Below are 24,765 nucleotides of genomic sequence, written 5' to 3' on the forward strand. Positions count from 1 at the left end.
CTCAACGCCTTCCAGATCGCCTTCGACGGCCGCCTGACCCCCACCAACCAGCGATAACTCAACAACCAAGATCAGCCGTTAAGTTGACACACCCAACCGTCGAGCTTGGTCAGCCTGTCCCCCTTGGTCGTGCACCGTCGAAGACGACTGCTGCGGCACGACGTCGGTTGCCCCTGGGATGCCGTGGTGAAGCGCGTCATTTCTCGGCCGGGGTGGGGGCTTGGGGGAGGCGTAGCTGGAAGCATGCTCCGAGGGTGCGGGGGGTGAGAGTGAGGGTGCCTTGGTGGCGGTGGGCCAGGTCGCGGGCGATGGCGAGGCCCAGGCCGGTGCCGCCGTGGTCGCGGGAGCGGGCGTCGTCGAGTCGGACGAAGCGTTCGAAGATGCGCTCGGCGTCTTTGGTGGGCACGCCCGGTCCGTCGTCGTGCACCGTCAGGACGACCCAGTCGTCCTGGTTGCGGACGGTGATCTGGATGCGGTGCGCGGCGTGGCGGGCGGCGTTGTCGAGGAGGTTGCGCAGCAGCCGTTCGTATTCGTCGGGGTTTCCGTGCACGTATACGGGGGCGGCGCTGTCGCAGCTGAGGGCCAATGGCCGTTCGTTGGTGGGGTATTGCTCGGTCAGCCGGGAGGCGAGGGCTGTCAGGTCGACGGTTTCGGGGCCGGCTGCGGGGGTGCGGGTGTCGAGGCGCGCGAGGAGCAGCAGGTCTTCGGCGAGCGCCTGGAGGCGGCGGGTCTGTCGTGCGGCGGTGGTGGCCGCGGCGGGCCAGTCGGTGCGTTCCGGGTAGGCGAGCGCGACTTCCAGGCTGGCCAGCAGCGTGGTGAGGGGGCTGCGCAGTTCGTGGGCGGCGTCCGCGACGAAGCGGCGTTGCTGCGCGGCGGCGGCGTCGAGGCGTTGGAGGGTGGAGTTGATGGTGGTGGCCAGGGCGGTGATCTCGTGCCCCGTGGCCGGGACGGTGACGCGTTCGCGGGGGTCGCTCGGGGTGACCGAGGCGGTGAGGACACGGATGGCTTCGACCGGCCGCAGCGCGATACGGACGGCGAAGTAGGCGACGGCGGCGATCAGCACAAGGCCGACGAGACCGGCCCGCAGCAGCAGGTCGTCAGTGGTGCCGGCGATCTCCTCGGCTGTGTCCGGGAGCACCACCACATAGGCCCGCAGCGTGGCGCCGGCGGTGACGCCCAGGGCGGCAGCCTTGTCCCTGCCCAGTTCACCGGCCCAGATGTCCTTGTACAAGACCAAGTAGGTCTTGCCGGCCAAGTCGTATGCGTGCACGGGGTTGTAGTCGCGGCGCTCCGGTATGCGCAGGGGCCGCATCGTATAGCCCCAGCCGTCAGCGTCATCCGGTGTCGGGGCGGAGAGCGCAGGTGGGGCGGGCAGCACATGAGGGGCGCGGGGATCGAAGTCCTGCATGGCTCCGCCGGAGGCGACAGCGGTGCGCCGGCCGGTCGCGACGACCTCGTACGGCGCGCCGCTTGCGGGACCGGGAACCGAACCATCCCTCAGCCGATCCACGAGAGCGGCGAGATTCCGCTCGGCACGTTTTTCGGCGATGGTCATGCTCTCGCGGTAGACCTCCTGGTGCACCCACCAGCCGATGCCGACCAGGACAACGGCCGCGGCCAGGGCGGCGGCCAGGGCCGTACGGGCTCGTACCGAACGCGGCCACCAGCGGCGTCGCGGCTCAGTCGCGTTCACGGTCGTCCACCAGTCTGTAGCCGGTACCCCGTACGGTCTGCAGGGACTGCCGGCGGAACGCGGCGTCCACCTTCTTGCGGAGGGCGCTGACGCGCGCCTCCACCAGGTTGGGATCCCATGCTTCATCGGGCCACGCGTGATAGAGCAGATCCGCTTTGGAGACCGCCTGGCCCGCCCGGCGGGCCAGCAGTTCCAGTACCGCGAACTCCCTGGGCGTGAGTTCCACCCGGACCCCGGCCCGGCGGCAGACCCGGCCGGCGACATCCAACGAGAGGTCGCCCACGGCAAGGACGGGTGGGGCGACCGCGGCGGCTCGTCTGACCAGGGCCCGCAGCCGTGCGACGAGCACTGTGTAGGAGAAGGGTTTGGCCAGGTAGTCGTCGGCTCCCGTGTCCAGGGCCTCTGCCTGATCCCAGTCCCCGTCCTTGGCGGTGAGTACCAGGATGGGGGTCGCGTTGCCCTCCCGGCGCAGTTGGGCGCAGACCTTGTAGCCGTTGAGTCCGGGCAGCATCAAGTCCAGTACGACAAGGGCGTATTCGCCGGTCCGGGCCATCCACAGTCCCTGCCGGCCGTCATGGGCGAGGTCGACGCTGTAGCCCTCGGCGGTCAGCCCGGTGTGCAGGGTGTGGGCAAGGTCCACCTCGTCTTCGACCACCAGGATGCGCATGGGGTGCAGCCTCGCACAGCGCCGGCCCGCCTTCCTGATCGGCCGATCAGGTTGGGTCAGCATCCGGTCAACGAGGTCCGGGCACGGTGGCGCGGTGTCTTCGCCCCTGCTGAAAGGCCCTGTCGCCCATGTCCGTTGCTCAACGTGGCCCCGCCGTGGCCACAACGGTTTCCCCTCCCGTACCCGCCCGTCGACCATCACCGGGCCCGGCCAAAGCCGTTGTCGTCATCGCGCCCTTGTCGCTGACCATCGCTCTAGGGCTCTGGGGTATCCGCAGGCAGAACACCATGTGGGGGGACGAGTCCGTCACCTATCAGCTTGCGCACCGCGATCTTTCGCAGATATGGCTCACCGCCCGGCATGTCGATCTGGTCCATGCCCTCTACTACGCCGTGATGCATGAGATCTTCGGTCTCGTCGGCGGAGGGCTGCTGACGTTGCGGCTGCCGTCCGTGCTGGCGATGTCCGTGGCGGCGAGTGGAGTCGGGCTTCTGGCGCTACGCCTGGCGGGACCCCGTGCCGGGCTGCTGGCCGGGCTGGTGTTCCCGCTCCTTCCCCAGGTGCAGAAGTACGCGCAGGAAGGCCGCTCGTATGCCATGGTCTGTGCCCTGGTCACCTGGGCAACCTACGCGCTCCTGGTCAGCGTCCCGCATCGCGCCCGGTGGCGGTGGGCGGTCTACGGCTCCACCATGCTGCTGGCCTGTCTCCTCCATGAGTTCGCGGTCCTCGCCCTGGTCGCACAGGCGTCACCCTGGTCGTCTCCCGTCTTCCACGACCGGTGCTGAGGGCGTGGAGTGTGGCCGCCGCGGGCATTGTGGCCGGGCTGTTGCCACTGGCGATCCGCAGCGCGGCGCAGTCCGAGCAGGTGTCCTGGATCGGCGGACCGGTGCGGCTTCAATATTTCCTGGTGGTGGCGGTCATGGGCGTGGCGTGTGCCCGAGCGCCCCTGGCCGTGAGGGGGCCCGTACGGCTCTCCGCGCTGGCGGTGCCGATCCTTGTGCTTCCGGGCCTTCTGCTGCTGATCACCTCACTGGTCAAGCCCCTTTTCGTCGACCGATACGTGCTCTACAGCAATATCGGCATCGCCTTGCTGCTGGGCGCCTGGATGGACTACTTCCACCGACGGCAGCGGTCCTCCCGCACCGCGTGGATCGCGGCGGTCGCCGTACTGGCCGCGCTCGTCCAGCCGAGTCTGTCACTGAGGACCCCCCAGAGCAGAAGCAATGACACCATCGCCATCGGCGCCGCGGTACGCGAGGAAGGCGGCCCGGGCGACGGACTGCTCTACCTCCCCGGCCGGCACCGGACCTTGACCGCGGCCAACCCCGAGGACACCCGTTTCCTGACAGATCTCGCCCTGGCACAGGATCCCGTTTCGTCGAACACGCTTGCAGGTACCGAGCTTCCCGCCCGGGACATAGCGGCACGCATGCTGGAATTCGACCGGATCGTCGCCGTCCGCGCGGGGGGTGTGAACGCGCCGACCAACGCGCAGGAGGAAGCGAAAACGAGCACCCTGCGGCGTTACTTCCATGAGTACGGAACAACCCATGTCCACGGGGCGCGCATCACCGTCTATGTCCGGGACGACGTCCCGTCTCCGCAGACCGGCCCTCGAGCCAACAGCCCGGGAGCGAGTGGTGGGGTGACGAGGTGACCGACAGGATCAGTCGGCTCGGCAGCCTCCCGGACCCAGGCTGACCGGGAACAACTCGGAGGAGGAGCCGGGACGTCGGGGATCGCGGCGATCACGCCGATTCCCCCTTCGAGAAACGTCTGCCAGGCGCCCTGATTCGCGAGTTCGGAGTTCCCGGAATTCGGTCAGTGCGGGGACGCGCCGGTCAGGGTGATGCGCGCTGGCATGCTCGCCGGCGACGGCCTTCACGTCGCTACCGAGCTGCTGACGGCCATCTCCACGATTCTCGATGCAGGCCGTACGGCGGGCGACCTCCGCACCGACATCACGGCCGAAGACGTCGCCGCCGCCCTCATCGGAACCTTCACCGTGGCCCCCGGCCTGAGCGGGAAGCCCAGGCCGACCGGCTGCTGAACCTGCTGATGGACGACCTCCGGCCCGCGTCCCGGCCGTCCTGAGGCCGGCCTTTGTTCCTTGAAAGGCCATCCCCCGGAGCGCGGTTGCGGTGAGCGCAGGGAGACTTGCCCTGCCCCGGCCGGTCGCCTTGGCCCGGGTGAGACGCATGGGGAGACCGGCAGCCGCCTGGGGGAGGTCCTGCGGATCCGGGGCCTTGCATGTCTGGGCGTCGACTTCCGCGTCGGTGTAGGGCCGACGGACACGCTCGCCGTGACTGCCTCCGCGCAGGTCCCCGCATTCGTGGTGTTCGTGAAACCGGCGGTCCTGGCCTGCGGTTGAGGCGATCAGGCGCCAGGTAGTGCGGCGGGCTCGGTCTCTGCATCGGCTGCGGTGTCGCTCAGGCCGAGGCGGAGGTGTTCGACGTGGTAGAGGGCCTGGTCGAGGAGTTCGGCGACGTGGTCGTCGTACAGCGAATACACCACGGAACGGCCCTTGCGGGTGCCGACGACCAGGCCGAGGTTGCGCAACAGGCGCAGCTGGTGGGAGCAGGCGGACTGTTCCATGCCGACCTCGCTCGCCAACTCGGTGGCCGGTAGGGGGCCTTCGCGCAGGCGGGCGAGGATGAGCAGCCGGGACGGGGTGGCCAGGGCCTGGAGGGTGGTGGCGACCCTGGCAGCGTTGGTCGCGTCCAGGCGTGCGCGCGGGACGCTGTCGGGTGGTGCGGCTCCGTGACCCATGACCTCATGGTACGCGCGCCATGAACGCATGAATCAATGTTCATTCGTTCCTGTTACGGTGGTGGTGCTGGAGCTGTCCGCCCTCGCGCACCTCAAGGGAAATCCTTTCGATGTCGTCCACCCTGACCCGCCCGGCCCCAGCCGGCACCGCCAGCGAGGCGACAGCGCCCCGGCGCCGCACCCGGATCCTCGCGCTGCCCGAGGCGCGGTGGGCGGCTGCAGCGCTGGCGTTGTTCCTCATCGCGCTACCGCTGTATCTGACGGAGGCGTCTGCCTGGATGTGGGGTCCGCTGTTCGCCCTCACCTACGTCACGGGTGGCTGGGAGCCGGGCTGGGCCGGACTACAGGCGTTGCGTGAGAAGACCCTGGACGTCGACCTGCTGATGGTGGTCGGCGCCCTGGGGGCGGCGGCGATCGGGCAGGTGCTGGACGGGGCGCTGTTGATCGTCATCTTCGCGACCTCCGGCGCCTTGGAGGCCATCGCCACCGCCCGCACCGCCGACTCCGTGCGCGGCCTGCTCGACCTCGCCCCCACCACCGCCACGCGGCTCACCGACGGCGGCAGTGAGGAAACGGTGCCGACCGAACAGCTCGCGGTGGGCGAGGTCATCGTGGTGCGGCCCGGTGAGCGGATCGGTGCCGACGGCAGGGTGCTGGACGGAGCCAGCGAGGTCGACCAGGCCACCATCACCGGCGAACCGTTGCCGGTGGCCAAGCAAGAGGGCGACGACGTGTTCGCCGCCACCCTGAACGGCACCGGCGTCCTGCGGGTGAAGATCGAGCGGGACCCGTCGGATTCTGTGATCGCACGGATCGTGGCCATGGTCGAGGAAGCCTCGGAGACCAAGGCGCCGACCCAGTTGTTCATCGAGAAGGTCGAGCAGCGTTACAGCCTAGGAATGGTCGCCGCCACCCTCGCCCTGTTCATCCTGCCGCTGGTCTTCGGCGCCGATCTGCAGTCCACCCTGCTGCGCGCCATGACCTTCATGATCGTCGCTTCGCCGTGCGCGGTCGTGCTGGCCACCATGCCGCCGCTGCTGTCCGCCATCGCCAACGCCGGACGCCACGGCGTGCTGGTCAAGTCCGCCGTCGTCATGGAACGCCTCGGCCAGGTGGACGCGGTCGCCCTGGACAAGACCGGCACGCTGACCGAGGGCACCCCGCACGTGACCGAAATCCGTGTGCTGCCCGGAACCGGCTTGAGCGAGGACGAACTGCTGCAGCTCGCCGCCGCAGCCGAGTACCCCAGCGAGCACCCGCTGGCCCGCGCCATCGTGGATGCCGCCCGCGCCCGCGACCTGGACATCCCGCTGGCGGACGGCTTCGCTTCCGCCCCGGGCGTCGGCGTGAGCGCACAGGTGGAAGGCCGCGCCGTCGCCGTCGGCAGCCCCGCCCGACTCGTCGACGACCACAACGGGCACCCGGCCGTCACCCTGGCCGCGGGCCTGGAGGAGGAGGGCCGCACCGCCGTGCTGGTCACCCTCGGCGGCACGGCAGCGGGCGTGCTGGGCATCGCCGACCGCCTGCGCGAGGAAGCCGCCGCCACCGTCACCGCCCTGGCCACCCTGACCGGCACCACCCCGCTACTGGTCACCGGCGACAACCCCCGCGCCGCGGGCAGACTCGCCGCCGAGGTCGGCATCACCGACATCCGCGCCGGCCTGCTGCCACAAGACAAGGTCACCGCCGTACGGGACCTGGAACGGACCGGGCGGAAGGTGCTCGTCGTCGGCGACGGTGTCAACGACGCCCCTGCCCTGGCCGCCGCCCACACCGGCATCGCCATGGGCCGCGCCGGATCCGACCTCGCCCTGGAGACCGCCGACGCGGTCGTGGTCCGCGACGAACTGGCCACCATCCCCGCCGTCGTCCGCCTTTCCCGCCGAGCACGCCGCCTGGTCGGGCAGAACCTGATCATCGCCGCGGTGTTCATCACCGGCCTGGTCATCTGGGACCTGGCAGCCACCCTGCCCCTGCCGCTGGGGGTCGCCGGACACGAGGGCTCCACGGTCATCGTCGGCCTGAACGGGCTGCGGCTGCTCGCCGACGGCGCCTGGCGCCGGGCCCGCGCCGAGAGCCACGACGCCACCGGAGACCCCCGATGAACCACCGCACCCGCACAGCCGCCGCACCCGGCACAGCAGCAGTCCGCTGCACCGTCACCGTCTGCCGCGGACCCGACGACACAGATCCCGACGCCGATCCCGCGGTGATCACCGGCTACGGCCCGCCCGGAACCGGCCCCTGACGCGAGGCCCGTAGCTCTCCGACAAAGCGCTCGCGGCCGTCCGGGCTCCGCTCGAGAACGGCTTCGCCCACCTGAAGAACTGGCGTGTGCTCGGCCAGGTCCGCACCGACCCGAAAGGGGCGACAGATTCATGTCACCCGTGCCTTCGAACCCCACGCTTCGGGTCAGCGCGGCAGGGCCACCACGGCGAGCGTTCCGCCGCCGTCGGTCTCGGTGAGCGTGATCGTGCCGCCGTGCGCCGTGGCGATCTCCCGGGCGATGGGCAGCCCGAGCCCGGTGGAGCGGGTGCCGTGTTCCCGGTCGGCGTCGAGGCGGACGAAGCGGTCGAAGACCCGCTCGCGTTCCTCGACCGGGATCCCCGGTCCGTCATCGCCGATCTCGACCCGGATGCCGTCCGGCTCGACCCCCGCCGTGACGGACACCCTCGTCCGCGCGTACCGGGCGGCGTTGTCGATGAGGTTGCGGAACAGCCGGGCCAGGTCCTCCGGGTTGCCGGTCACCGTGGTGGGCGCCGGAACCGCGAACTCGATCTCCAGGTGCGGCGCCGCGGTGGTTGCCCGGATCTCGGCCAGCAACGCGGACAGGTCGACGCTTTGCCGGCGCGCGGCCAGCTTCCCGGCGTCGGCCCTGGCCAGGGCGAGGAGTTGGGAGATCAGCGCTTCGAGGCGTTCGGTCTGCCGGGCGGCCCGTGAGGCGATGTCCGGCCAGGGCGCGCGGTCGGGGTGGGCGAGCCCGACCTCGAGGCCGGTGCGGATGGCCGTCAGGGGGCTGCGGAGTTCGTGGCTGGCGTCGGCGACGAAGCGGCGCTGCCGTGCGGCGGAGTCGTCCAGCCGGGCGAGCATGTCGTTCATGGTGCGGGCCAGGTGGCCGATCTCGTCGTCGGTGCCGGGCTCGGGGACACGCTGGGACAACTCGGTGGCAGTGATGGCGGTTGCGGTGCGCCGGATCTGCTCCACCGGCCGCAGCGCGCGACCGACCACCCACCACACGGTGCCGCATGCCACCAGCAGCGTGCCCGGCACGCCGATGACGAGCAGCCGGGCGAAGGTCTCGTCGACCTGGTCGCGTTGGTTGGTCGCAGTCAGGGTGATGACGGTGACCGGTCGGCCGCCGACCTTGGTGTGCTCGCCGAGGACGGAGAGCTCGCCGGGAAGGACGCCGTCGGCGGCCTTCTGCCGAACCGGGGTCGTGGCATCCGCCGCAAGCGCGAACACAGCCGGCCTGCCGGCCAGATCGCGTGTCGAGGCGATGACGGTTCCGTCCGGCGCGAGGACCTGGGACTGGGCCTGCGCGTCGAGCACCGACGGCGGCAGTGGCCGCGGGAACGCCCCGCCGGTGGCCGACTGCTCGATCTGGACCGCGTAGGTGCGCAGCTGCCCGGCGATGGTGCGCTTGGCCTGGCCGACCTGCAGCAGGTACATCACGAGGAGTCCGATGATGACGGCCGCGGTGAGCGCGAGGCCGGCGATGACCGTGACGCGGGTCCGCACGGTGCGAGGGCGCGCGCCGTGTGCCAGACGGCGCCAGGCGCGCGCAAGCCCGGTCATGGGTTCTCGCCTCTGATGACGTATCCCTTGCCGCGCACGGTCTCGATGACGGTCGGCCCGCTCGGCCTCTCGATCTTGCGCCGCAGCCGGTGCACGAGGACCTCGACGATCGCCGGGTCGCCGGTGGAGTGGGCGTCCCAGCAGTGTTCCAGCAGTTCGGCCTTGGAGATGACGGAGCCCTTGCGCCGCAGCAGGTACTCCAGCACGGCGGCCTCCCGGCCGGTCACCTCCAGGGGCGCACCGTCGAGGGTGACGGTGCGCCCGGCGGGGTCCAGTGCCAGGCCGGCGGCGACGAGCACCGCCGGCCTGGCACCGAGGGTGCGTCGGGTCAGGGAACGCAGGTGTGCGAGGAGGACCGGGTAGGAGAACGGCTTGGAGAGGTAGTCGTCCGCGCCGGAGTCCAGCCCCTCCGCGTGGTCGAGGTCGTCGTCCATTGCGGTGAGCATCAGGATGGGCGTCCAGCGCTCGCGCTCGCGCAGGCGCTTGGCCACCTGGTACCCGTCCAGGCCGGGCAGCATGACGTCCAGCACGATGACGTCGTAGGCGTTCTCCGTCGCCATCCACAGTCCGTCCGTGCCGTTGTCCGTCGCGTCGACGACGTATCCCTCGGCCCGCAGGCCCCAGACCAGGGCCTCGGCGACGTCCGGCTCGTCCTCGACCACCAGCACCCGCACGGCCTATGCCTCCCCGATCCGCTGCGGCACCGGCTTCGGACGGGCCTCGTCGGCTGACCGCGTCACCGGGAGCCGGAGCAGCCGCGCGGCCCGGTCCGGCAGCCACCAGCTCCAGTCGCCGAACAGCGAGACCAGTGCGGGCAGCAGCAGCATCCGGACCACCATAGCGTCCAGCACCACCCCGAACGCCAGGCCCATGGCGATCTCGCGCACGGTGACGTCGTTCGCCGTGGCCAGCGAGGCGAGCGCGAAGAACAGGATCAACGCGGCGGAGGTCACCAGGCGGCCGGTGCGCGACACACCCTCGATGATGCCCTCCCGCGTGGATCCGGTGCGGTCGTATCCCTCGCGGACCCTGGCCAGGATGAACACCTCATAGTCCATGGACACACCGAACAGGAAACCGAAGATCAGCACCGGGGCGAGGCTGTCGATCGCGCCGTAGGTGGACGCGCCCCACAGCGCCTTCATGCCGATGCCGTGCTGGAAGACGATCACCAGCAGGCCGTAGGAAGCCGCCACGGAGAGCATGTTGAGCAGCACGGCCTTGGCAGGTAGCAGGACCGACCGCATTCCGCGGGTCAGCAGCAGGAAGGTGACCACCGCGACCACGGCGAACAGCAGTGGGAACGAGCCGTAGGTGGCGCTGGTCTCGTCGATCTTCTGTGCGCCCTCGCCACCGGCCAGCACACCGGGTGGGACGCTGCCGCGGATGTCGGCCGGCGAGGTGCCGCCGCCGGCGGTGCCGACCTCGTGGTACGGGATCGCGATGACCATCGCGCTGTCCCCGGTGTGCCAGGCCGGTCCGGCCGGGGCTACGGCGCCACGCAGGCTGGAAAGGGTGGCCAGGGCGTTCACGGTGTTCTCCGCGCCGACGGCGTTCGGGACGTACACCGGCACCGCGGTCAACGTCCCGGACGGGAATCCGTCGGTTTCCAGGGTGTGCAAGCCGTCGGTGTAGGCACCGGCGGTGGTCAGTGCGTGGCTGCTCGGCGTGCTGATGTCGATGGTCGCGGCGGTGGCGGTCAGCGCGGCCAGGATGCCCAGGCCCGCGACCGCCGAAGCCACGCGGTGCTTGATCACGAACTTCGACCAGCCGGTCCAGAACCGGCTGTCCGCCTGCCGTCGCGACGCCCGCCGCGGCCAGTCCACCCGCGGCCCGATCCTGGACAGCGCCGCGGGGAGCAGCGTCAGCGCGACCAGGGTCGCGGTGGAGGGGATGAACAGCCCGGACACACCGATGCCGCGGACCATCGAGTTGGGGATGACGGTCAGCGCGAACAGGCCGAGCGAGGCCACCATGCCGCTGAACCAGACGCTGTGCCCGGCCCGCTGCACGGCCGCGCGCACCGCTTCGTCGTTGCTCTTGCCGGCCGCGCGCTCCTCGCGCCAGCGGGTGACCACCAGCAGCGAGTAGTCGATCGACAGGCCCAGGCCCAGCAGCGCCACGATGTACTGCACGGCCGGGTGGATCGGCGAGGACGACGGCATCAGGAACGTCAGCCCGTAGACGAGCAGTTGCATCGTCAGCACCGAGATCAGGGCCATGACCAGCGGCAACAGCGCCAGCAACGACCCGAACACCCAGGCCAGGATCACCAGTGCGCCGATCGCTCCGATGATCAGCTCACTGGTGACGCTGGAGTTGCCGCCGCCGGTGGTGTTGCCGGCCTCCAGGGCCCGCAGACTGGTGCCGTGCACGGTCAGACCTGGCGCCGCGGCTGTGGCAGCCCTGGTGAGGGCGTCGACCTGATCGGTGGCCATGTCGTCACCGGGCTTCGGCGGATAGGCCAGGACGATCGTGCTCGTCCCACCGTTCCCGACCAGCGTCCGGCTGCCGGTCGAGGCGTAGGAGACCAGGCGCAGGCTCGGCGCCGCCGTGGCGATGCCCCTGTCCACCGCCCGCAGTTTCGCCAGCGCCTGCGGCGAATGGACGGTCTGCCCGGTCGGAAGGTCCAGGACCACGACAGCGGGGTCCTGGGTCGCGCCTCCGTAGCTCCGGGCGATCCGCACGTTGGCGGTGTAACCGGGGCCGGTGACATGGGCGCCTGGTTGCAGCCGGCCCGAGAGCGACGGCGCCACCAGCATGCCCACCACCGTGATCACCAGCCAGCTGAGACCCACCACCAACCGATGGCGGATCACCCATCCGCTCAGCTTCTCCACGATTCCCTCCCAGCGACCGGCAGCGGCGGCAGCCGCTGCTCACCTCACTCACGGACGGTAGGGAGAGCTTCCTTACCGGACGCTTTCAGCGCCCGGCACGGACCGGCACACGCTCGTGGGGTGCCGCGTCCCGATGTGCTGCGGCTGATCGACGAACGTGCAACCGCCTTCCGCGCCGCGATCGCCGCCGCTCGGCCGCCACCGTCGCCGCCAGGCCGGACGCCACGTCCAGGAACCCCGGCCCAGGGTGACGCGGTCGCGCTGCGGCAGCGCGGGGCCGTACTACCCGGAGCTGTTCACAGAGACCCTTTCGACGGTGGTCGAAGTGTGTGACTGGTGCCCGCCGTCCGCTCCAGACTCGGTGAGCAGAGTCAGCCAGTGCAACCGAGGGGAAGCACATGCGCAAGGAAAACCGGTCAGGCGGCGGCACGAACGTCAGGAAGGCCGGCGCGCTGCTGGCGGCCACGGCCCTCACCGTAGGTGTCGCGGTGGCGACCGCACCCTCCGCGGCTGCGGCCAATCCATGCTGGTACGGCGGCAGCAACCGCTGGTGGTGCAACAACGTCTCCGGCGCACGGGTGTACGGCACGGTCGGCAACAATCACATCTACCCCGACCCCAACAACGTCGTCGGCTACATGTACTCCAACCCGAGCTGGTTCTGGTGCAAGGAGGACGGCCAGGCCTGGGTGGGCGGGCCGCATTCCACCCGCTGGGAGATGACGGTCGCGGACAACGGCCAACTCGGCTTCATGAAGGACACAGCGATCTCGAGCGAGACCGACCCCATCCCGGACTGCTCCGCGTGACCGCCTCGGCGGGTCGGCGAGGTACGTACCTCACCGGCCGCGCGTAGGACCGCCGCAGGTGAGGGGTCGCGGCGCCGGCCACAGCCGGCCGCCGGCGCCGGACGTGTGAGTCGGCAGTTGCGGACCGACCAGACGGGGTCCCAGTTCTGGGTCCCCGTCTGACGCGGTCCGGAGACGGTGGCCGCCTGTGCCGGTCCGGTGGCGAAGACGGCCCATCAGCATGCAGACCGCCATGCCGATGATGCCGACCAGCGAGCGCCTCGCGCGCATGGATGAGATCTCCGTCGGGACGACAGCGGGACGTCTTGCAGTGGCACCGATCGTGCCGGTGGGCGGTCACCCCGCCCCAGCGACGGTCAAATCGCCTGGGCAGCAGCCCAGTTGCGGCACACAGAGGCCGAGAGGACGCCACCGGCATGGACACCGCGAACGCGGTGAGACTGAGTTGCCTGCTTGGAAGGAGGAGCACAGCACCTTCCACGGTAAGGTCCGGGTCTGCGTCGAGTACGTCTACGTTTTGAAGCGCCAAGTCCAAGATCAGAAGCCGGACAGTCCTGGATGTGGTCCGGTCGGCGGGCCGGCACGGGGGGCCCGCCGATCGCGGCGCCTACGGGGCGAGGCGGATGCGCAGCCCCGGCTGGAGGAGGTCGCCGTGGGCGGTGACCATGTCGTCGCACAGGCGCCAGATGTCCTCGACCGGCAGGGCCGCGGCCGTGGCGGGGTCGGTCATCGCCGCGTGCCTGATGTGCCGCGGTTCGTCCTCGATCGCCGCCTGCACCACCAGGTCGTTCGCGCTGAGGTAAGTGCGGTTGAGCGCAGCCAGCTGGGGCGGGAGGGAGCCGACCCGGGTCGGCTGGACGCCCAGGGAGTCCACCAGACACGGCACCTCGACGACACCGTGCGCGGGCAGGTTGTCGATCAGGGTCCGGTTGGGAATGTTGCCGTAGACCGTGCGCGGGGTGCCGGTGACCATGCTGTGGATGATCTGGGGCGCGTACTCCATGGTCCCCTCGACGGCGACGGGTGTTCCCGCGGCCAGCGCTTCGCGGGTCTTCTCGTAGGTGGCGACGTTCTCGTCGACGATCTTGAGGTACTCGCCGATCGGCAGCCGCAGCCGTTCGACCTCGCTGCTGTGGTGCAGGTACCAGGGAACGTACTCGGAGGAGTGCTCGCTGGTCTCCGTCGGGTAGTAGCCGAGCCGGCGGTACATGTCGACCCGGACCCTCCGGCGCAACTGGCCGTCGGAGGCGATCAGTTCGTCCAGCTTCGGGTAGAGGCTCCTGCCCTGGTGTTCGAAGCGCAGGACCCATGCCTGGTGGTTGACGCCCGCTGCGTGGTAACTGATCTCCTCGTAGGGGACCTTGACCAGATCGGCGAGGTCGCGCATCGTCCAGTACACCGAATGGCACAGTCCCACCACCCGGGTCAGGCCGGTGGCCTGCGTCAGGTACTGGACGTTCATGGCCATGGGGTTGGTGTAGTTCAGCAGCCAGGCCTGGGGGCAGACTTCGGCGATGTCCCGCCCCAGTTGCCTCAGGAACGGGAAGGTGCGCAGGGCACGGAAGATGCCTCCGATGCCGAGGGTGTCGCCGATGGTCTGGCGTACGCCATAGCGGGCCGGTACCTCGAAGTCGGTCCGGGTGGCCTCGCCCATTCCGATCTGCACGATGTTGATCACGAAGTCGGCGTCCGCGAGGACTGTGCGGCGGTCGGTGTCCGCGGTGACGGTGGGGTGGGCGCCGAGGGTGTCCGCGATCCGGCCGGCGGCGGCGTGTGCGGTGGCCAGACGCTCGGTGTCGATGTCGTGCAACGCGATGTGCGCCGACTTCAGTTCGGGGAACGCCAGGAGGTCGGCGAGCAGTCCCTGGGTGAAGACGATGCTGCCCGCTCCGACGAAGGCGATCTTGGGGGTGGTCATACGGGGGTTTCCTCGGTCTCGGAAAGGCGGGCGAGGACTTCGTCCCGCGTGGGCTGTGCGGTGGTGCCGCCGTGAGCACGGGTGGACAGGGCTCCGCAGACCGCTGCGAAGCGGAGGGCCTCTGGCAGGGGCCTCTTGTCGAGCAGGGCGGCGATGAATCCGGCGTCGAAGCTGTCCCCGGCACCGACCGCGTCGATCGGCTGGACCCGGATGCCCCGGGTGGTGAAGAGCCGTTCGCCGTCGTGGCACAGGGCGCCGTCGGCGCCGTTCTTGACCGCGGTGACCGGGCCACGGAGGGCGAGCCGTGCGGCGGCTTCGGCGGGGTCGTCGGTGTCGAGGCGGGCCAGGCGCCGGGCTTCGGCGGCGTTGGGCAGCAGGAAGTCGGTGTGGGCCAGGACCGCGTCCAGACCTGAGGCCTCCCATCGGCCCGCCGGGTCGTCGTTGGTGTCCAGGGAGGTGCTGGCGCCGTGCCGGCGTGCGGTGCGCAGAAGGTCCGGGAGTGCGACGGCGAGTTGCGGCATCAGGAAGTAGGAGGCCGCGTGCACATGCCGCGCGGCTCCCAGCAGTGCCGCGGGTACGTCGTCGGCCGTGGTCGCGGTCAGGGTGCCGGGGGCGGTGATGACGGCCCGGTCGTCTCCGCGGGTGAGCACGACCGTCATGGGGGTGGGGCGGCGAGGGTCGAGCCGCAGCGCTTCGGTGTTGACGCCGTGGGCGTCGAGTTGGTCGCGCATGTAGCGGCCTGCGTCGTCGTCGCCCACCCGGCCGGCGAAGGCGACGTTGAGCCCGAGGCGGGCGGCCCCGCAGGCGACGATCGCGCCGGATCCTCCGACGGTGAGGGTGCCGGTGGGCACCAGCTGTTCGCGCTGGCCGAAGGCGAGCGGGCCGTCGAGCGGGCCGACGACGACGTCGGGGTTGGCGTCACCGATGACCAGCAGGTCGAATGAGTGCGGCATTGAGGTGTTCCTGCCTGAGGGTGTGTCGGGGGGCGAACGGGGTCAGCCCTTGAGACCGGTGGAGGTGATGGACTGGATGAACGCCTTCTGCGCGCCGAGGAAGGCGAGCAGGACCGGCACCACGGTGATGACGTTGCCGGCCATCACGGCGGCCCACTGGGTGTGGTGTTGTCCCTGGAAGGTCGTGAGGCCGAGCTGGAGCGTGTACTGGGTGTCGTGATTGATGGCGATCAGGGGCCAGGTCAGGTCGTTCCAGGTGCTGAGAAACGTCAGGACGGCCACCGTGCTGAGCGCCGGCCGGGACAGGGGCAGCACGATCCGCCACAGCACGTGGAGCCGTGAGCAGCCGTCGATCCAGGCGGCCTCCTCCAGCTCGCGGGGCAGCGAGAGGAAGAACTGGCGCAGCAGGAACACCGAGAAGGGCGTGACCAGGGACGGCACGATCAGCGCGCCGAGGGTGTCGATGAGGCCGAGCTGCTTCATTACCAGGAACGTGGGGATCATGGTGAGTTGGAACGGGATCGCCATCGTGGCCAGCATCAGGCCCAGCAGCAGCCGGGAGCCGGCGAACCGCATCCGGGCGAACGCGTAGCCGCCGAGGGTGCCGAGCACGAGGTTCGCGGTGACCGTGACGAGGCTGACGAGGAACGAGTTGGCGAACCAGCGGGGGAACATCGCGTTGCCCAGCACATAGCGGTATCCGCTCAGGTCCAGATGAGAAGGCCACAGCGCGGGCGGGAAACGGTTGATCTCGGCGTTGCTCATCACCGAGCTGAGCGCCAGCCAGATGAAGGGGACGGCGAAGAGCAGGGCCATGGGAGCGAGCAGCAAGTGCCAGGGGCTGAAGGGCAGTCGCGGGTGGCGGCGTCGTGCCTCACGGCTGGGGGCGGCGGAAGCCGCCTGCGCGGCGTCGGGCGGGGCGGAGACGGTGGTCATGCGGAGGCCCCCTGCATGCGGCGGCGGAGGAGCTGGAGGATCAGGCCGATCAGGCCCAGGGATGCGGCCAGGACGTAGGCCGAGGCGGCTCCGTATCCGGCGGTGGCGTTCTGGAAGGCCTGCTGCCAGATGAAGTAGACGATCACGGTGGTGGAGCCGAGCGGGCCCCCCTTGGTGGTGACGTACACGAGGTCGAACGCCTGGAGGGATTCGATGGTCTGCCACAGCAGCAGGAACACCGTGACGGGCTTGAGCGCGGGCAGTGTGACGTGGCGCAGGAGCTGGAGGCGGTCGGCGCCGTCCAGCCGGGCCGCCTCGATCAACGAGGCCGGCACGTCCTGGAGCGCCGCGAGGTAGATCACCAGGCAGAAGCCCGTACCACTCCACAGGCTGATCGCGACGAGGACGGGAAGTGCCTGGGAGGGGTCGGTGAGGAAGCCCTGGGAGGGGATGCCGAGGTGGTGCAGGACGGCGTTGGCGGCGCCGAACTCGGGGTCCAGGATGAACGAGAACAGCACGCCCTGCGCGGTCGCGGAGACGACGAACGGGACGAAGTACAGGGTGCGGTAGAGCCCGACGAAGCGGATGCGCCGGTTGAGGGCCAGGGCGAGGAGCAGGCCGAGCACCATGCTGGCCGGCACGTACAGCGCGGTGTAGAGCAGGGTGTTGCGCAGAGCCTGGCTGAAGTGCGGGTCCTGGGCGAGGGCGCGGTAGTTGTCCAGGCCCACCCAACGGCTGGGCGTGACGAGGTCGTCGGCCTGGAAGGACAGCAGCAGCGACCAGATGATGGGTACCACGCTCAGGCCGATGATGATCAGGACGGCGGGGGAGACGAAGGTCCAGGCCATGGCGGCTTCACCGGCTCGTCTGCGGCGCAGGGCTCGCCGGTTGGTCGGTGGCCGGGACACGGTGATCGGGGTGGGCAGTCGCGACATGACGGGGCTCCTCAGCGCGGGATGAGCAGTGCGGCATTGGCGTCGGCGGCGCAGGCGCGCAGTGCCTTGGTGGGGCTGCTCTGTCCCAGCAGCACGGCGACGATGGCCTGCCCGAGAGCCTGCGAGATCTGCGGATAGGCGGCGTGGACGGGGCGTGCCCTTGCCGTATCGAGGGCCTTGGTGAACACCCCCAGTCCCTCGGTGCCGCTTTCCTTGTGCTGCCAGGCAGGCAGATCGCGGGTTCGGCGGCTGAGGGGCAGGCTGCCTGCGTCGATGTCCCAGTGCACGTCCTGGGTGGGCTGCATGAGCCAGGTCACGAAGGTTTTGGCGGCTCGTCTGCGGGCGCCGCCGTTGTCGAACACGGTCCAGGTGTCGGGTCCGCTGATGGTCACCGGCCGGCCGGAGAAGCTGGGCAGCGGCACGACGTGGTAGTCGATCTTCGCTTGGTGGATGTCGGGCAGCTGCCAGGGACCGGTGACGACCATGCCCATGCGGTCGGACTCGAAGACCTGGTACATCTGCTCACTGCCCGGCTTCGGGTCGATGTAGACGCTTTTGTCCCGAGCGAGGGCGGCCACGACCTCCAGGGCGCGGGTCCCGGCGTCGGCGAAGCCGATGTGCCTGCCGTCGTCGGCGACGACATCCCCGCCGAGATCCCAGATCATGGGCCACAGGCGCCAGACGGTGTCCTCGTCGCCGACGCCGGGCCAGCCGGTGCCGAAGCGGCCGCCGCCGGTGTCGGTGAGCGCCTTGGCGGTGGCGACGAAGTCGTCCCACCGCCAGCCGGCTTCCGGCAGCGGCAGGCCGGCCTGCCGGAAGAGCTTCTTGTTGCAGACCACGGCGAGCGAGTCCAGCAGCGCGGGCGCGGCGCGCACCTGGCCGTTGACGGTCACGGCCGCGCGGGCCGGTTCCCAGTAGGTCCCCCAGGGAGTGGGGGCGTGTCCGACCATGTCGGTGAGGTCGACGACCTGCGGGCTGCGGGCGACGCTGGCGAGGTCGGAACCGAAGATGTAGGCGATGTCCGGGTAGGAGCCGGCGGCGAGGGCGGCTGTCACCTTCTGGAGCATCGAGTCGGCGAGGACTCCGCCGCCCAGCTCGACCCGGATGTGGGGGTGGCTGCGCATGAAGGCGGCGACCAGGGATTCCAGGGCCTTCTTGCCGGTGTCGGTCTGACCGTGCCACATCTCGATGGTCACGGTGCCGTCGGCGCTGACGCCGTTGTCGCCGCCCGCCGCGCAGCCGGCGGCCGACAGGCCCGTGGCCGCCGCGGTGGCCCAGGCCGCGCCGGTGCGCAGCACCTCGCGGCGTGCGGGCGGCGCGCTGCGGGTGGCTGCATGCATGGGTACCTCCGGTGTGGAGCGGTGGGACAGGTGTGGTCGCACAAGGTGCGCGTTCGATGTACGCGTTGGGTCTACGCCGTTTCGGCCGCGGCCAAGGTCGGCGGTCCCGGCGGGGCGGGTGTGCGGCCGGCCTGCGTCGGTCGTGGCGTCGAGGCGGGCGGCGCTCAGCGCCGCGGGCGTTGGGAGCCGGACGGTGCTCGTGCCGCTGTCGTCGGCACCGCGCGCCTCGGGTGAGGCGAGGCGGGTCGGGTGCGGGCCTCGCGGAACCGAACGGGTCGGTCAGCACGGGGAGCGCGTCCGGGCGCGGCCGTCGTGTCACGGCGGCTGGGGGGAGTCGCGCAGATGAGGATCATGTCTGGGCCCCAGATCCTGGTGGGCACGGCCCCGCCTCGGACCCCGATGGGGTCCTGGCGACTCAGTCCGGGCTTCTGGCGCATGGCCAGCTACCGGCTGGGCGTACCTCTGCCGCCGAGTGCTTCGACTGTGGCGTTGGCCAGGAGTTAAACGACGGTGGTGGGCGGCTGTCAAGAGGCGGTTGTGTGCGAATCTGCGCGAAACGCCGATGAAATATGCATGATTGAGCACTGGTCGGAGCGTGAGCGTCGGCCTGTGACGCCTCACCGAGCCGTTACAGGCCGACGCACACTCTTACCACTGTCGGGCGACGTCAACTGCGGTTCGACAGCGCCCTGAAGGGGGGCGGGGAGGGTGCGACCAGCCACGACCGCGCCACGGACGATCAACGACACCTCCCGGCACTCCCCGCGGAGCGCTCAGCAGGTCTTGCGGACGTACCCGCCGGCGCCGACCGGTGAGACGTCCACGTCGCGCTGGACGATGCTCAGCGTGCCGCCCCACCCCCGGCACGCCTTCGACCTGCCGGCGTCGGTGTACTCGATCACGATCACGTTGTTACCGAAAGCACTGGTGTAGTCGCCGCACTCGTCGTACTGGCCGCACTCCTCGGCCACGGCGAAGTCGAGGCCGTTGGCCTTGCGATTGCCGGCCAGCTCGGAGGTGTTCTTCTGGGCGATGGCCAGGCCGTCCGCGTGGGCGCGGGCGGAGAGCAGCTTGATGAATGCCTGTGCGTTGTTCGCCGTCAGGCGGTTCCCCGAGCGGGTGTAACTGTCGTAGTTGTCGGGCTCGACCGCCTGGAAGCCCTTGCTTTGGCAGCCGTCGATCTGGGCTCCGATCGTGCCGGCGATCCGCTGCCGCTTGGCGTTCGTGCTGACGTCGAGGAGGGCCTCGCCCCAGTCCTCGTCGTAGACGACCTTGCCGGCGGAGTCGCGCAGCAACAGGTCCGAGTCCCAGTCATTCTCGGCGCCGGGCTGCGCCTGGAAGGCGTTGACGTAGCAGATGTTGTACAGGCCCGCCGCCGGGGAGGCGGTGTGGTCACGAGTGACGACCTTGACACCCCTCGGCGGGGTGTAGGCGCCGCCGATCTGGTAGTCGAAGGCGGCATGGGTGGGCGGCGGGGTTACGGTCGCGGCCTGCGTCGACGGCGCCTGGACGAGCAGAGAGCCGGTCAGGGCCGCAGCGCCGATGGCCGCGCCGGTGAGTTTGCGGGCGGCGGTGTTCAGGTTGCTCATGTGGTGAGCTCCAGAGGAAGCGGGCACGTCCCCGCCTCGGACACGTGGGGCGTCCTGGCGACTTGGGCCGGGCTCGCGGCGCGAGGGCCTGCATACCGGCTGGGCGTGCCTCTGCACGCGGAGCGTGGCTCCGGCGTTTGCCCAGGAGTAAAGCGACCACCTGTGAGGATGTCAACGCGCTGCCGAACTCCCCCTGTCAGGCGGCCAGTCGGGGCCCGCACGAGGGCGCGACAGCCGGCGCAACGTCACCGTGTCGAGCAGATCGCGGCACACCCCGGGGCCGAAGTCCCCGGCGAGCGCGGCGGCCAGGGTTGCGGCCGACGGAGCGCCGAGACCTCGACGAGCCGCCCCGGCCAGGACCGACCGGGGCGGAGGACGCGACCACTGCGCGGACACCTGCGGCTGTCATCACGGCCGCACGGCCTCGGATTCGCCGCCGCCGGTGACCGTTGACTCGGCAACGTCCGGCTTGACGCCGTCAGGGGCCGCCTGGTCACCGACGTGCCGGGCCTCGGGAGGATCGTGGCGCCCCGGTCGTCCACGACGGCGACGGTGCAACGCTTCTCGTCCTGGGTCGGGACGAGTTGGAGAGGAGTTGCTCGATCCGATCGGTGACGTCGAATGTGCTGTTGAGTCTGTGCGGTTCAGCTGTGGGTCGTTCGGGATCCCCAAGTGGCCAAGAAATGCTTGAAGATGCTCGATATAGGCGTTGATACTGCATGATCGAGCATCTATGGTCGTGGTGTCGCCGTCGGCACGGGCTGCGTTGTCGTGCTGCATGTCTGCCGTGCCCTCGTGCGGGCTGCGTTGTCACAGTGCCCCTGCTACGCAGGCCGACCGTCCCACCGGCCACCGGCCACCGGCGTCCAGGCGTCAGCCGTGTCTCCCCGTCTCCGATGAAGGGGTGTTCCATGACCAGTCATCCGGTCGAGCCGGAACTGCGCGTCGGTGTCGTCGGCACAGGCCAACGGGCCCCGCTGGCCGTCCGGGCGGAGCGGCCCGGTCGGGCCCGCGTGGTCTCCTGCGCCGATACGTCGGAGCGTGGCCGGGCCGACGCCCGGAGGATCTTCGGGAGCGATGTTCAGGTCCACGAGCACTACGAAGACATGCTCGCGGACGATCTGGACGCAGTTTTCGTCCTCACCCCGGACGACATTCACACCGCTCCGGCCCTCTACTTCCTCGAAGCGGGTGTCGCTGTGTTCGTCGAAAAGCCTCTCGCCATCGACCTCGACGACTGCGACCGGATCCTGGCCACCGCGGCCCGCACCGGCACCCGGCTGTACGTCGGGCACAACCTCCGCCATCTGCCGGTCCTGCGCACCATGCGCAGACTCGTCGACGAGGGGGCGATCGGAACCGTGCGAGCCGTGTGGTGCCGGCACTTCGTTGGCCACGGCGGCGACTACTACTTCAAGGACTGGCACGCCGAACGAGCCCGGACCACGGGCCTGTTGCTCCAGAAAGGCGCCCACGACCTGGACGCGATCCATTGGCTGGCGGGCGGCAGCGCCCGCACGGTGACCGCACTGGGCGACCTGTCCGTCTACGGTGCCAATCCGCACCGCCGTACTCAGCCACAGGGTTCGGCTCGGGTACAGGACTGGTTCGACAAGGGCGTCTGGCCGCCCTCCGCGCTGCGCGATCTCAACCCCGTCATCGACGTGGAGGACATCAGCATGGTGCTTGCCCGCCTCGACAACGGGGTGCTCACGAGCTACCAGCAATGTCACTTCACCCCCGACTACTGGCGCAACTACACCGTCATCGGCGACGAGGGCCGGATCGAGAACCTCGGGGACGGCGTCGAGGGCGACGACCCGGTGATCAAGGTGTGGAACCGGCGGCGGTCCGGCTACCGCCCCGGGGCAGATCTGACCCTGCCCCCCGCCGAAGCCGCCGGCGGCCCGCACGGAGGCGCTGATCAGTCCCTCGTCGACGAGTTCCTGCGTTTCGTCGCGTACGGCGGCGCAACCGAGACGTCGCCCGTCGCCGCCCGCGAAGCCGTCGCGACCGGCATCGCGGCCACGATGTCGCTGCGTTCGGGCGGCACTCCGGTGGAGGTCCCCGCCATCGACCCGCACCTCGCCGACTACTTCGAGCGCCACCAGCCCGGCTCCCGTGCCCCCGCGTTCCGGAGCGACTGAGCCCCGGCCGCAATCCACCGGCCCATGCTGGTGCCCATGTGATCCTCTATGGCCTTGGCGAAGGGACGGACGGTCGACGTATGCGTCAGCTGGTCCGGAGACCGACCGCCAGCGTCAGTTCAAGGACCCGATGGGGCGATGCGAGGTCCGGAAACAGCTCTCGCAGCTGTGCCATCCGGTACCGGACTGTCTGGGGATGGACGAACAACGCCGCCGCTGCCTCGTCGCGCCTGCCCTGGTGCAGCAGCCACGCCCGCAGCGTCTCCTCCAGCCGCAGTGCGGTCGCGGCAGGCAGGGTCTGCAACGGTGCGAGGGCTCGGGCACGCAGGTCCGCGAACGCGTCCGCGTCGGCGCTCAGCACCAGCTCGGGCAGGTGGTCCTCGGTGTCGCGAATGTCTGGGGATACGGATCGCGCGCGTACGGCTCGAGCGTACGAGGCGGACGCGCGCGTCCATGGCCGGGCCGGGCCGACCACGGCGGTGCGCTCGGTCAGCTGCCGCAGGAGATGTGACCGGTCGGCATCGGGGACGAGCAGCACACCGGTGGCGTCCGGCAGATCGTCGAGGACGAGGGTGCTCGGGTCCAGCGTGCGGTAGGCAGGCCGGGCCTGGGCGGCCGGCAGCAGGACCGCGGTCAGCGAGACGGGAGGCTGCCACCCGGCCCGTTGAGCGGAGGCCAGCAGGACGTCCGGGGCGGCGCCGGCGAGGAGGTCGCGGGCCAGGTGTTCCAGGTGGCGCTCGTGGGCCCTGCCCCGGGCGGCCAGTTCGTCGGCGTGGCCGGCGGCGCTCGCGGCGGAGAGCTCGTCGATGTAGGCGAAGGTCAGCTCAGCGAACTTGGCGACCTCGGCGGCGGGCAGACCCGCGGGTACGGCACCCGCTGCCAGGCATCGCCAGGCCACGCGGGCGCCGACGCGATAGGCGCTGAGCAGGGCGTCCATCGAACGGCCGTCGCGGACCTCGCCGCGGCCCAGCTCGTAGGCCGCGTCACTGGCGTCACCGCCTGCGGCCTTCCCGCTTGCGAGGTCCAGGTAGTGTCCCAGGGCGGTGCGGACGGCTCGGCGGATGGTGGCGCCCATGTGGCCCGTCAGGGCGTTGGCGTAGGGAGGGACCTCGTCGATGATCGCCTGTACGACCTCGTCCGCGGTGGTCTTCAGCTCGGCCCGAAGTGCGGTGACCGTCGTCTCATCCAGGGCCAGTTCGCTGACCCTCCGCATGGCATGGCTCACGTTTTTATTCCCTGCGAACAATTCAGTCGACCAGATTCACGTCCTGTGGTCAGGACTTTACGCCTCAAGGCGCAGCAAGCTGGAGTCATGACGAGTGCAGCCCTCCGCAGCAGGGCGTGGAAAATGCTGGAGATGGTCACGACGCCGCTGCTGCCGTCGGACTACCTCGACCTGGTCAGCCCCCTGCGTGCGGGCGCTGACCTGCGGGGGCGCATCGAGGCGGTGCACCCTGAGACGCCTGACGCCGCGACCATCGTGATCAGGCCGGGGCGGAGCTGGCGCGGCCACACAGCCGGTCAGTACGTGCGGATCGGCGTCGATGTCGACGGGGTGCGCCTGTGGCGCGCCTACTCCATCACCTCGCCGACCCACCGCCGGGACGGCCGCGTCACGATCACCGTGAAGGCGATGCCGGACGGCAAGGTCAGCAACCACCTGGTCCGCAGGGTGAAACCCGGCACACTGGTCCAGCTCGACCAGGCGAGCGGTGACTTCGTGCTGCCGCCGGCCAAGCCCGCCAAGGTGCTCTACCTGACGGCCGGCAGCGGCATCACGCCCGTCATGGGCATGCTCCGCGACACCGAGTTCGACGACGTCGTCATGGTCCACTCCGCGCCGCAGCCGCATGATGTGATCTTCCGCAACGAACTGCACGACCTGGTCGCGGACAAGAAGCTGCACCTGATCGAGCTGCACACCGACACGGACGGCATGCTCGACATCGCCCGTCTCGATGAACTCGTGCCCGACTGGGCCGAGCGCGAGACCTGGGCCTGCGGGCCCACCGGCCTGCTGGATGCCGCCGAGAAGCACTGGAGCGAGCACGGCGTCCCAGAGCGCCTGCACACCGAACGCTTCCGCCCCAGCGTCGTCGCCACCGGCGACGGCGGCGAGGTCACGTTCAGCACCACCGGCAAGACCGTCGACGCGGACGGCGCCACGCCGTTGCTGGACGTCGGCGAGGAGGCCGGCGTCCTCATGCCGTCCGGGTGCCGCATGGGTATCTGCTTCGGCTGCGTCACGCCGCTCAAGGCGGGCGCCGTCCGCGACCTGCGCACCGGTGAGATCACCGAGGCAGAGCCGGGCGTCCTCATCCAAACTTGCGTGTCCGCCGCGGCGGGCCCCTGCGACATCGAACGGTAGGAGCAC

Annotated in this window: 19 protein-coding genes and 1 pseudogene; 7 read left to right on the forward strand and 13 right to left on the reverse strand. The window is 70.3% G+C overall.

Features of this window, described 5'->3' with window-relative positions; all coding sequences use genetic code 11:
* Window positions 1-196 precede the first annotated feature (196 nt).
* Entirely contained in the window at window positions 197-1,693 is a 1,497-nt protein-coding gene (locus ACWCQ1_RS43270; RefSeq protein WP_451029018.1) for a sensor histidine kinase, read from the reverse strand.
* Window positions 1,680-2,360 (reverse strand): response regulator transcription factor, encoded by a 681-nt coding sequence (locus ACWCQ1_RS43275; protein WP_133042371.1) that lies wholly within the window; start codon window positions 2,358-2,360, stop codon window positions 1,680-1,682. The genes ACWCQ1_RS43270 and ACWCQ1_RS43275 overlap by 14 nt, the downstream gene beginning before the upstream one ends.
* A 128-nt stretch (window positions 2,361-2,488) precedes the next feature.
* Between ACWCQ1_RS43275 and ACWCQ1_RS43280 the strand changes: the two are divergent.
* Together ACWCQ1_RS43280 and ACWCQ1_RS43285 are read left to right on the forward strand one after the other, a co-directional pair.
* A pseudogene (locus ACWCQ1_RS43280) lies at window positions 2,489-4,017 on the forward strand (glycosyltransferase family 39 protein).
* 192 nt (window positions 4,018-4,209) lie between these two features.
* Window positions 4,210-4,410 carry a hypothetical protein gene (locus tag ACWCQ1_RS43285; RefSeq protein WP_358599644.1) on the forward strand — a complete coding sequence of 67 codons (201 nt, stop codon included), beginning with the start codon at window positions 4,210-4,212 and terminating at the stop codon, window positions 4,408-4,410.
* Between the two features lie 326 nt (window positions 4,411-4,736).
* On the opposite strand, the gene ACWCQ1_RS43290 is transcribed toward ACWCQ1_RS43285, so the two are convergent.
* Window positions 4,737-5,129 (reverse strand): ArsR/SmtB family transcription factor, encoded by a 393-nt coding sequence (locus tag ACWCQ1_RS43290; RefSeq protein ID WP_358599647.1) that lies wholly within the window; start codon window positions 5,127-5,129, stop codon window positions 4,737-4,739.
* Window positions 5,130-5,239: 110 nt separating this feature from the next.
* On the opposite strand from ACWCQ1_RS43290, the gene ACWCQ1_RS43295 reads away from it, so the two are divergent.
* Window positions 5,240-7,234 (forward strand): heavy metal translocating P-type ATPase, encoded by a 1,995-nt coding sequence (locus tag ACWCQ1_RS43295; protein ID WP_451029019.1) that lies wholly within the window; start codon window positions 5,240-5,242, stop codon window positions 7,232-7,234.
* Window positions 7,231-7,377, forward strand: a complete 147-nt coding sequence (locus ACWCQ1_RS43300; protein WP_358599653.1) for a hypothetical protein — start codon at window positions 7,231-7,233, stop codon at window positions 7,375-7,377. The genes ACWCQ1_RS43295 and ACWCQ1_RS43300 overlap by 4 nt, the downstream gene beginning before the upstream one ends.
* Window positions 7,378-7,541: 164 nt before the next feature.
* Here ACWCQ1_RS43300 and ACWCQ1_RS43305 read toward each other — a convergent pair whose 3' ends face one another.
* The 3 genes from ACWCQ1_RS43305 to ACWCQ1_RS43315 are packed head-to-tail and all read right to left on the reverse strand — an operon-like array spanning window position 7,542 to window position 11,764.
* Window positions 7,542-8,924, reverse strand: a complete 1,383-nt coding sequence (locus ACWCQ1_RS43305) for a sensor histidine kinase (protein ID WP_358599656.1) — start codon at window positions 8,922-8,924, stop codon at window positions 7,542-7,544.
* Window positions 8,921-9,598: a response regulator transcription factor gene (locus ACWCQ1_RS43310; protein WP_133042365.1), complete on the reverse strand. Its 678-nt coding sequence runs from the start codon at window positions 9,596-9,598 to the stop codon at window positions 8,921-8,923. Before ACWCQ1_RS43310 ends, ACWCQ1_RS43305 begins: the two co-directional genes overlap by 4 nt.
* Window positions 9,599-9,601: 3 nt before the next feature.
* The gene (locus ACWCQ1_RS43315; RefSeq protein ID WP_451029020.1) at window positions 9,602-11,764 is read right to left on the reverse strand and encodes an MMPL family transporter; all 2,163 of its coding nucleotides are present in this window, start codon (window positions 11,762-11,764) and stop codon (window positions 9,602-9,604) included.
* A gap of 398 nt (window positions 11,765-12,162) precedes the next feature.
* Here ACWCQ1_RS43315 and ACWCQ1_RS43320 point away from each other — a divergent pair, with 398 nt between their 5' ends.
* A complete protein-coding gene (locus tag ACWCQ1_RS43320; protein ID WP_358599663.1) occupies window positions 12,163-12,573 on the forward strand; it encodes a hypothetical protein in 411 nt (136 codons plus the stop codon).
* Between the two features lie 607 nt (window positions 12,574-13,180).
* Here the strand turns inward: ACWCQ1_RS43320 and melA are convergent.
* The 6 genes from melA to ACWCQ1_RS43350 form a co-directional block, all read right to left on the reverse strand.
* Entirely contained in the window at window positions 13,181-14,491 is a 1,311-nt protein-coding gene (gene melA, locus ACWCQ1_RS43325) for an alpha-galactosidase (protein ID WP_451029021.1), read from the reverse strand.
* Window positions 14,488-15,444, reverse strand: a complete 957-nt coding sequence (locus tag ACWCQ1_RS43330; RefSeq protein ID WP_358599669.1) for a carbohydrate kinase family protein — start codon at window positions 15,442-15,444, stop codon at window positions 14,488-14,490. The genes melA and ACWCQ1_RS43330 overlap by 4 nt, the downstream gene beginning before the upstream one ends.
* A gap of 42 nt (window positions 15,445-15,486) precedes the next feature.
* Window positions 15,487-16,380 carry a carbohydrate ABC transporter permease gene (locus ACWCQ1_RS43335; RefSeq protein WP_358599672.1) on the reverse strand — a complete coding sequence of 298 codons (894 nt, stop codon included), beginning with the start codon at window positions 16,378-16,380 and terminating at the stop codon, window positions 15,487-15,489.
* Window positions 16,377-17,315, reverse strand: coding sequence for a carbohydrate ABC transporter permease (locus ACWCQ1_RS43340; RefSeq protein ID WP_358599675.1), 939 nt, complete (start codon window positions 17,313-17,315; stop codon window positions 16,377-16,379). Before ACWCQ1_RS43340 ends, ACWCQ1_RS43335 begins: the two co-directional genes overlap by 4 nt.
* 11 nt (window positions 17,316-17,326) lie before the next feature.
* Window positions 17,327-18,655, reverse strand: a complete 1,329-nt coding sequence (locus ACWCQ1_RS43345) for an ABC transporter substrate-binding protein (RefSeq protein ID WP_451029022.1) — start codon at window positions 18,653-18,655, stop codon at window positions 17,327-17,329.
* 773 nt (window positions 18,656-19,428) lie between these two features.
* On the reverse strand, window positions 19,429-20,244 hold the full coding sequence (locus ACWCQ1_RS43350; RefSeq protein ID WP_451029023.1) for an endo alpha-1,4 polygalactosaminidase: 816 nt from the start codon (window positions 20,242-20,244) through the stop codon (window positions 19,429-19,431).
* Window positions 20,245-21,155: 911 nt separating this feature from the next.
* On the opposite strand from ACWCQ1_RS43350, the gene ACWCQ1_RS43355 reads away from it, so the two are divergent.
* On the forward strand, window positions 21,156-22,391 hold the full coding sequence (locus ACWCQ1_RS43355; RefSeq protein WP_358599683.1) for a Gfo/Idh/MocA family protein: 1,236 nt from the start codon (window positions 21,156-21,158) through the stop codon (window positions 22,389-22,391).
* 85 nt (window positions 22,392-22,476) lie between these two features.
* Here the strand turns inward: ACWCQ1_RS43355 and ACWCQ1_RS43360 are convergent, their stop codons facing one another.
* A complete protein-coding gene (locus ACWCQ1_RS43360; RefSeq protein WP_133042355.1) occupies window positions 22,477-23,616 on the reverse strand; it encodes a PucR family transcriptional regulator in 1,140 nt (379 codons plus the stop codon).
* An 87-nt stretch (window positions 23,617-23,703) separates the two neighbouring features.
* Here ACWCQ1_RS43360 and ACWCQ1_RS43365 point away from each other — a divergent pair, with 87 nt between their 5' ends.
* Entirely contained in the window at window positions 23,704-24,759 is a 1,056-nt protein-coding gene (locus ACWCQ1_RS43365) for a ferredoxin reductase (RefSeq protein WP_358599686.1), read from the forward strand.
* Window positions 24,760-24,765 lie beyond the last annotated feature (6 nt).

The organism is Streptomyces sp. NPDC002144, from assembly GCF_053593695.1.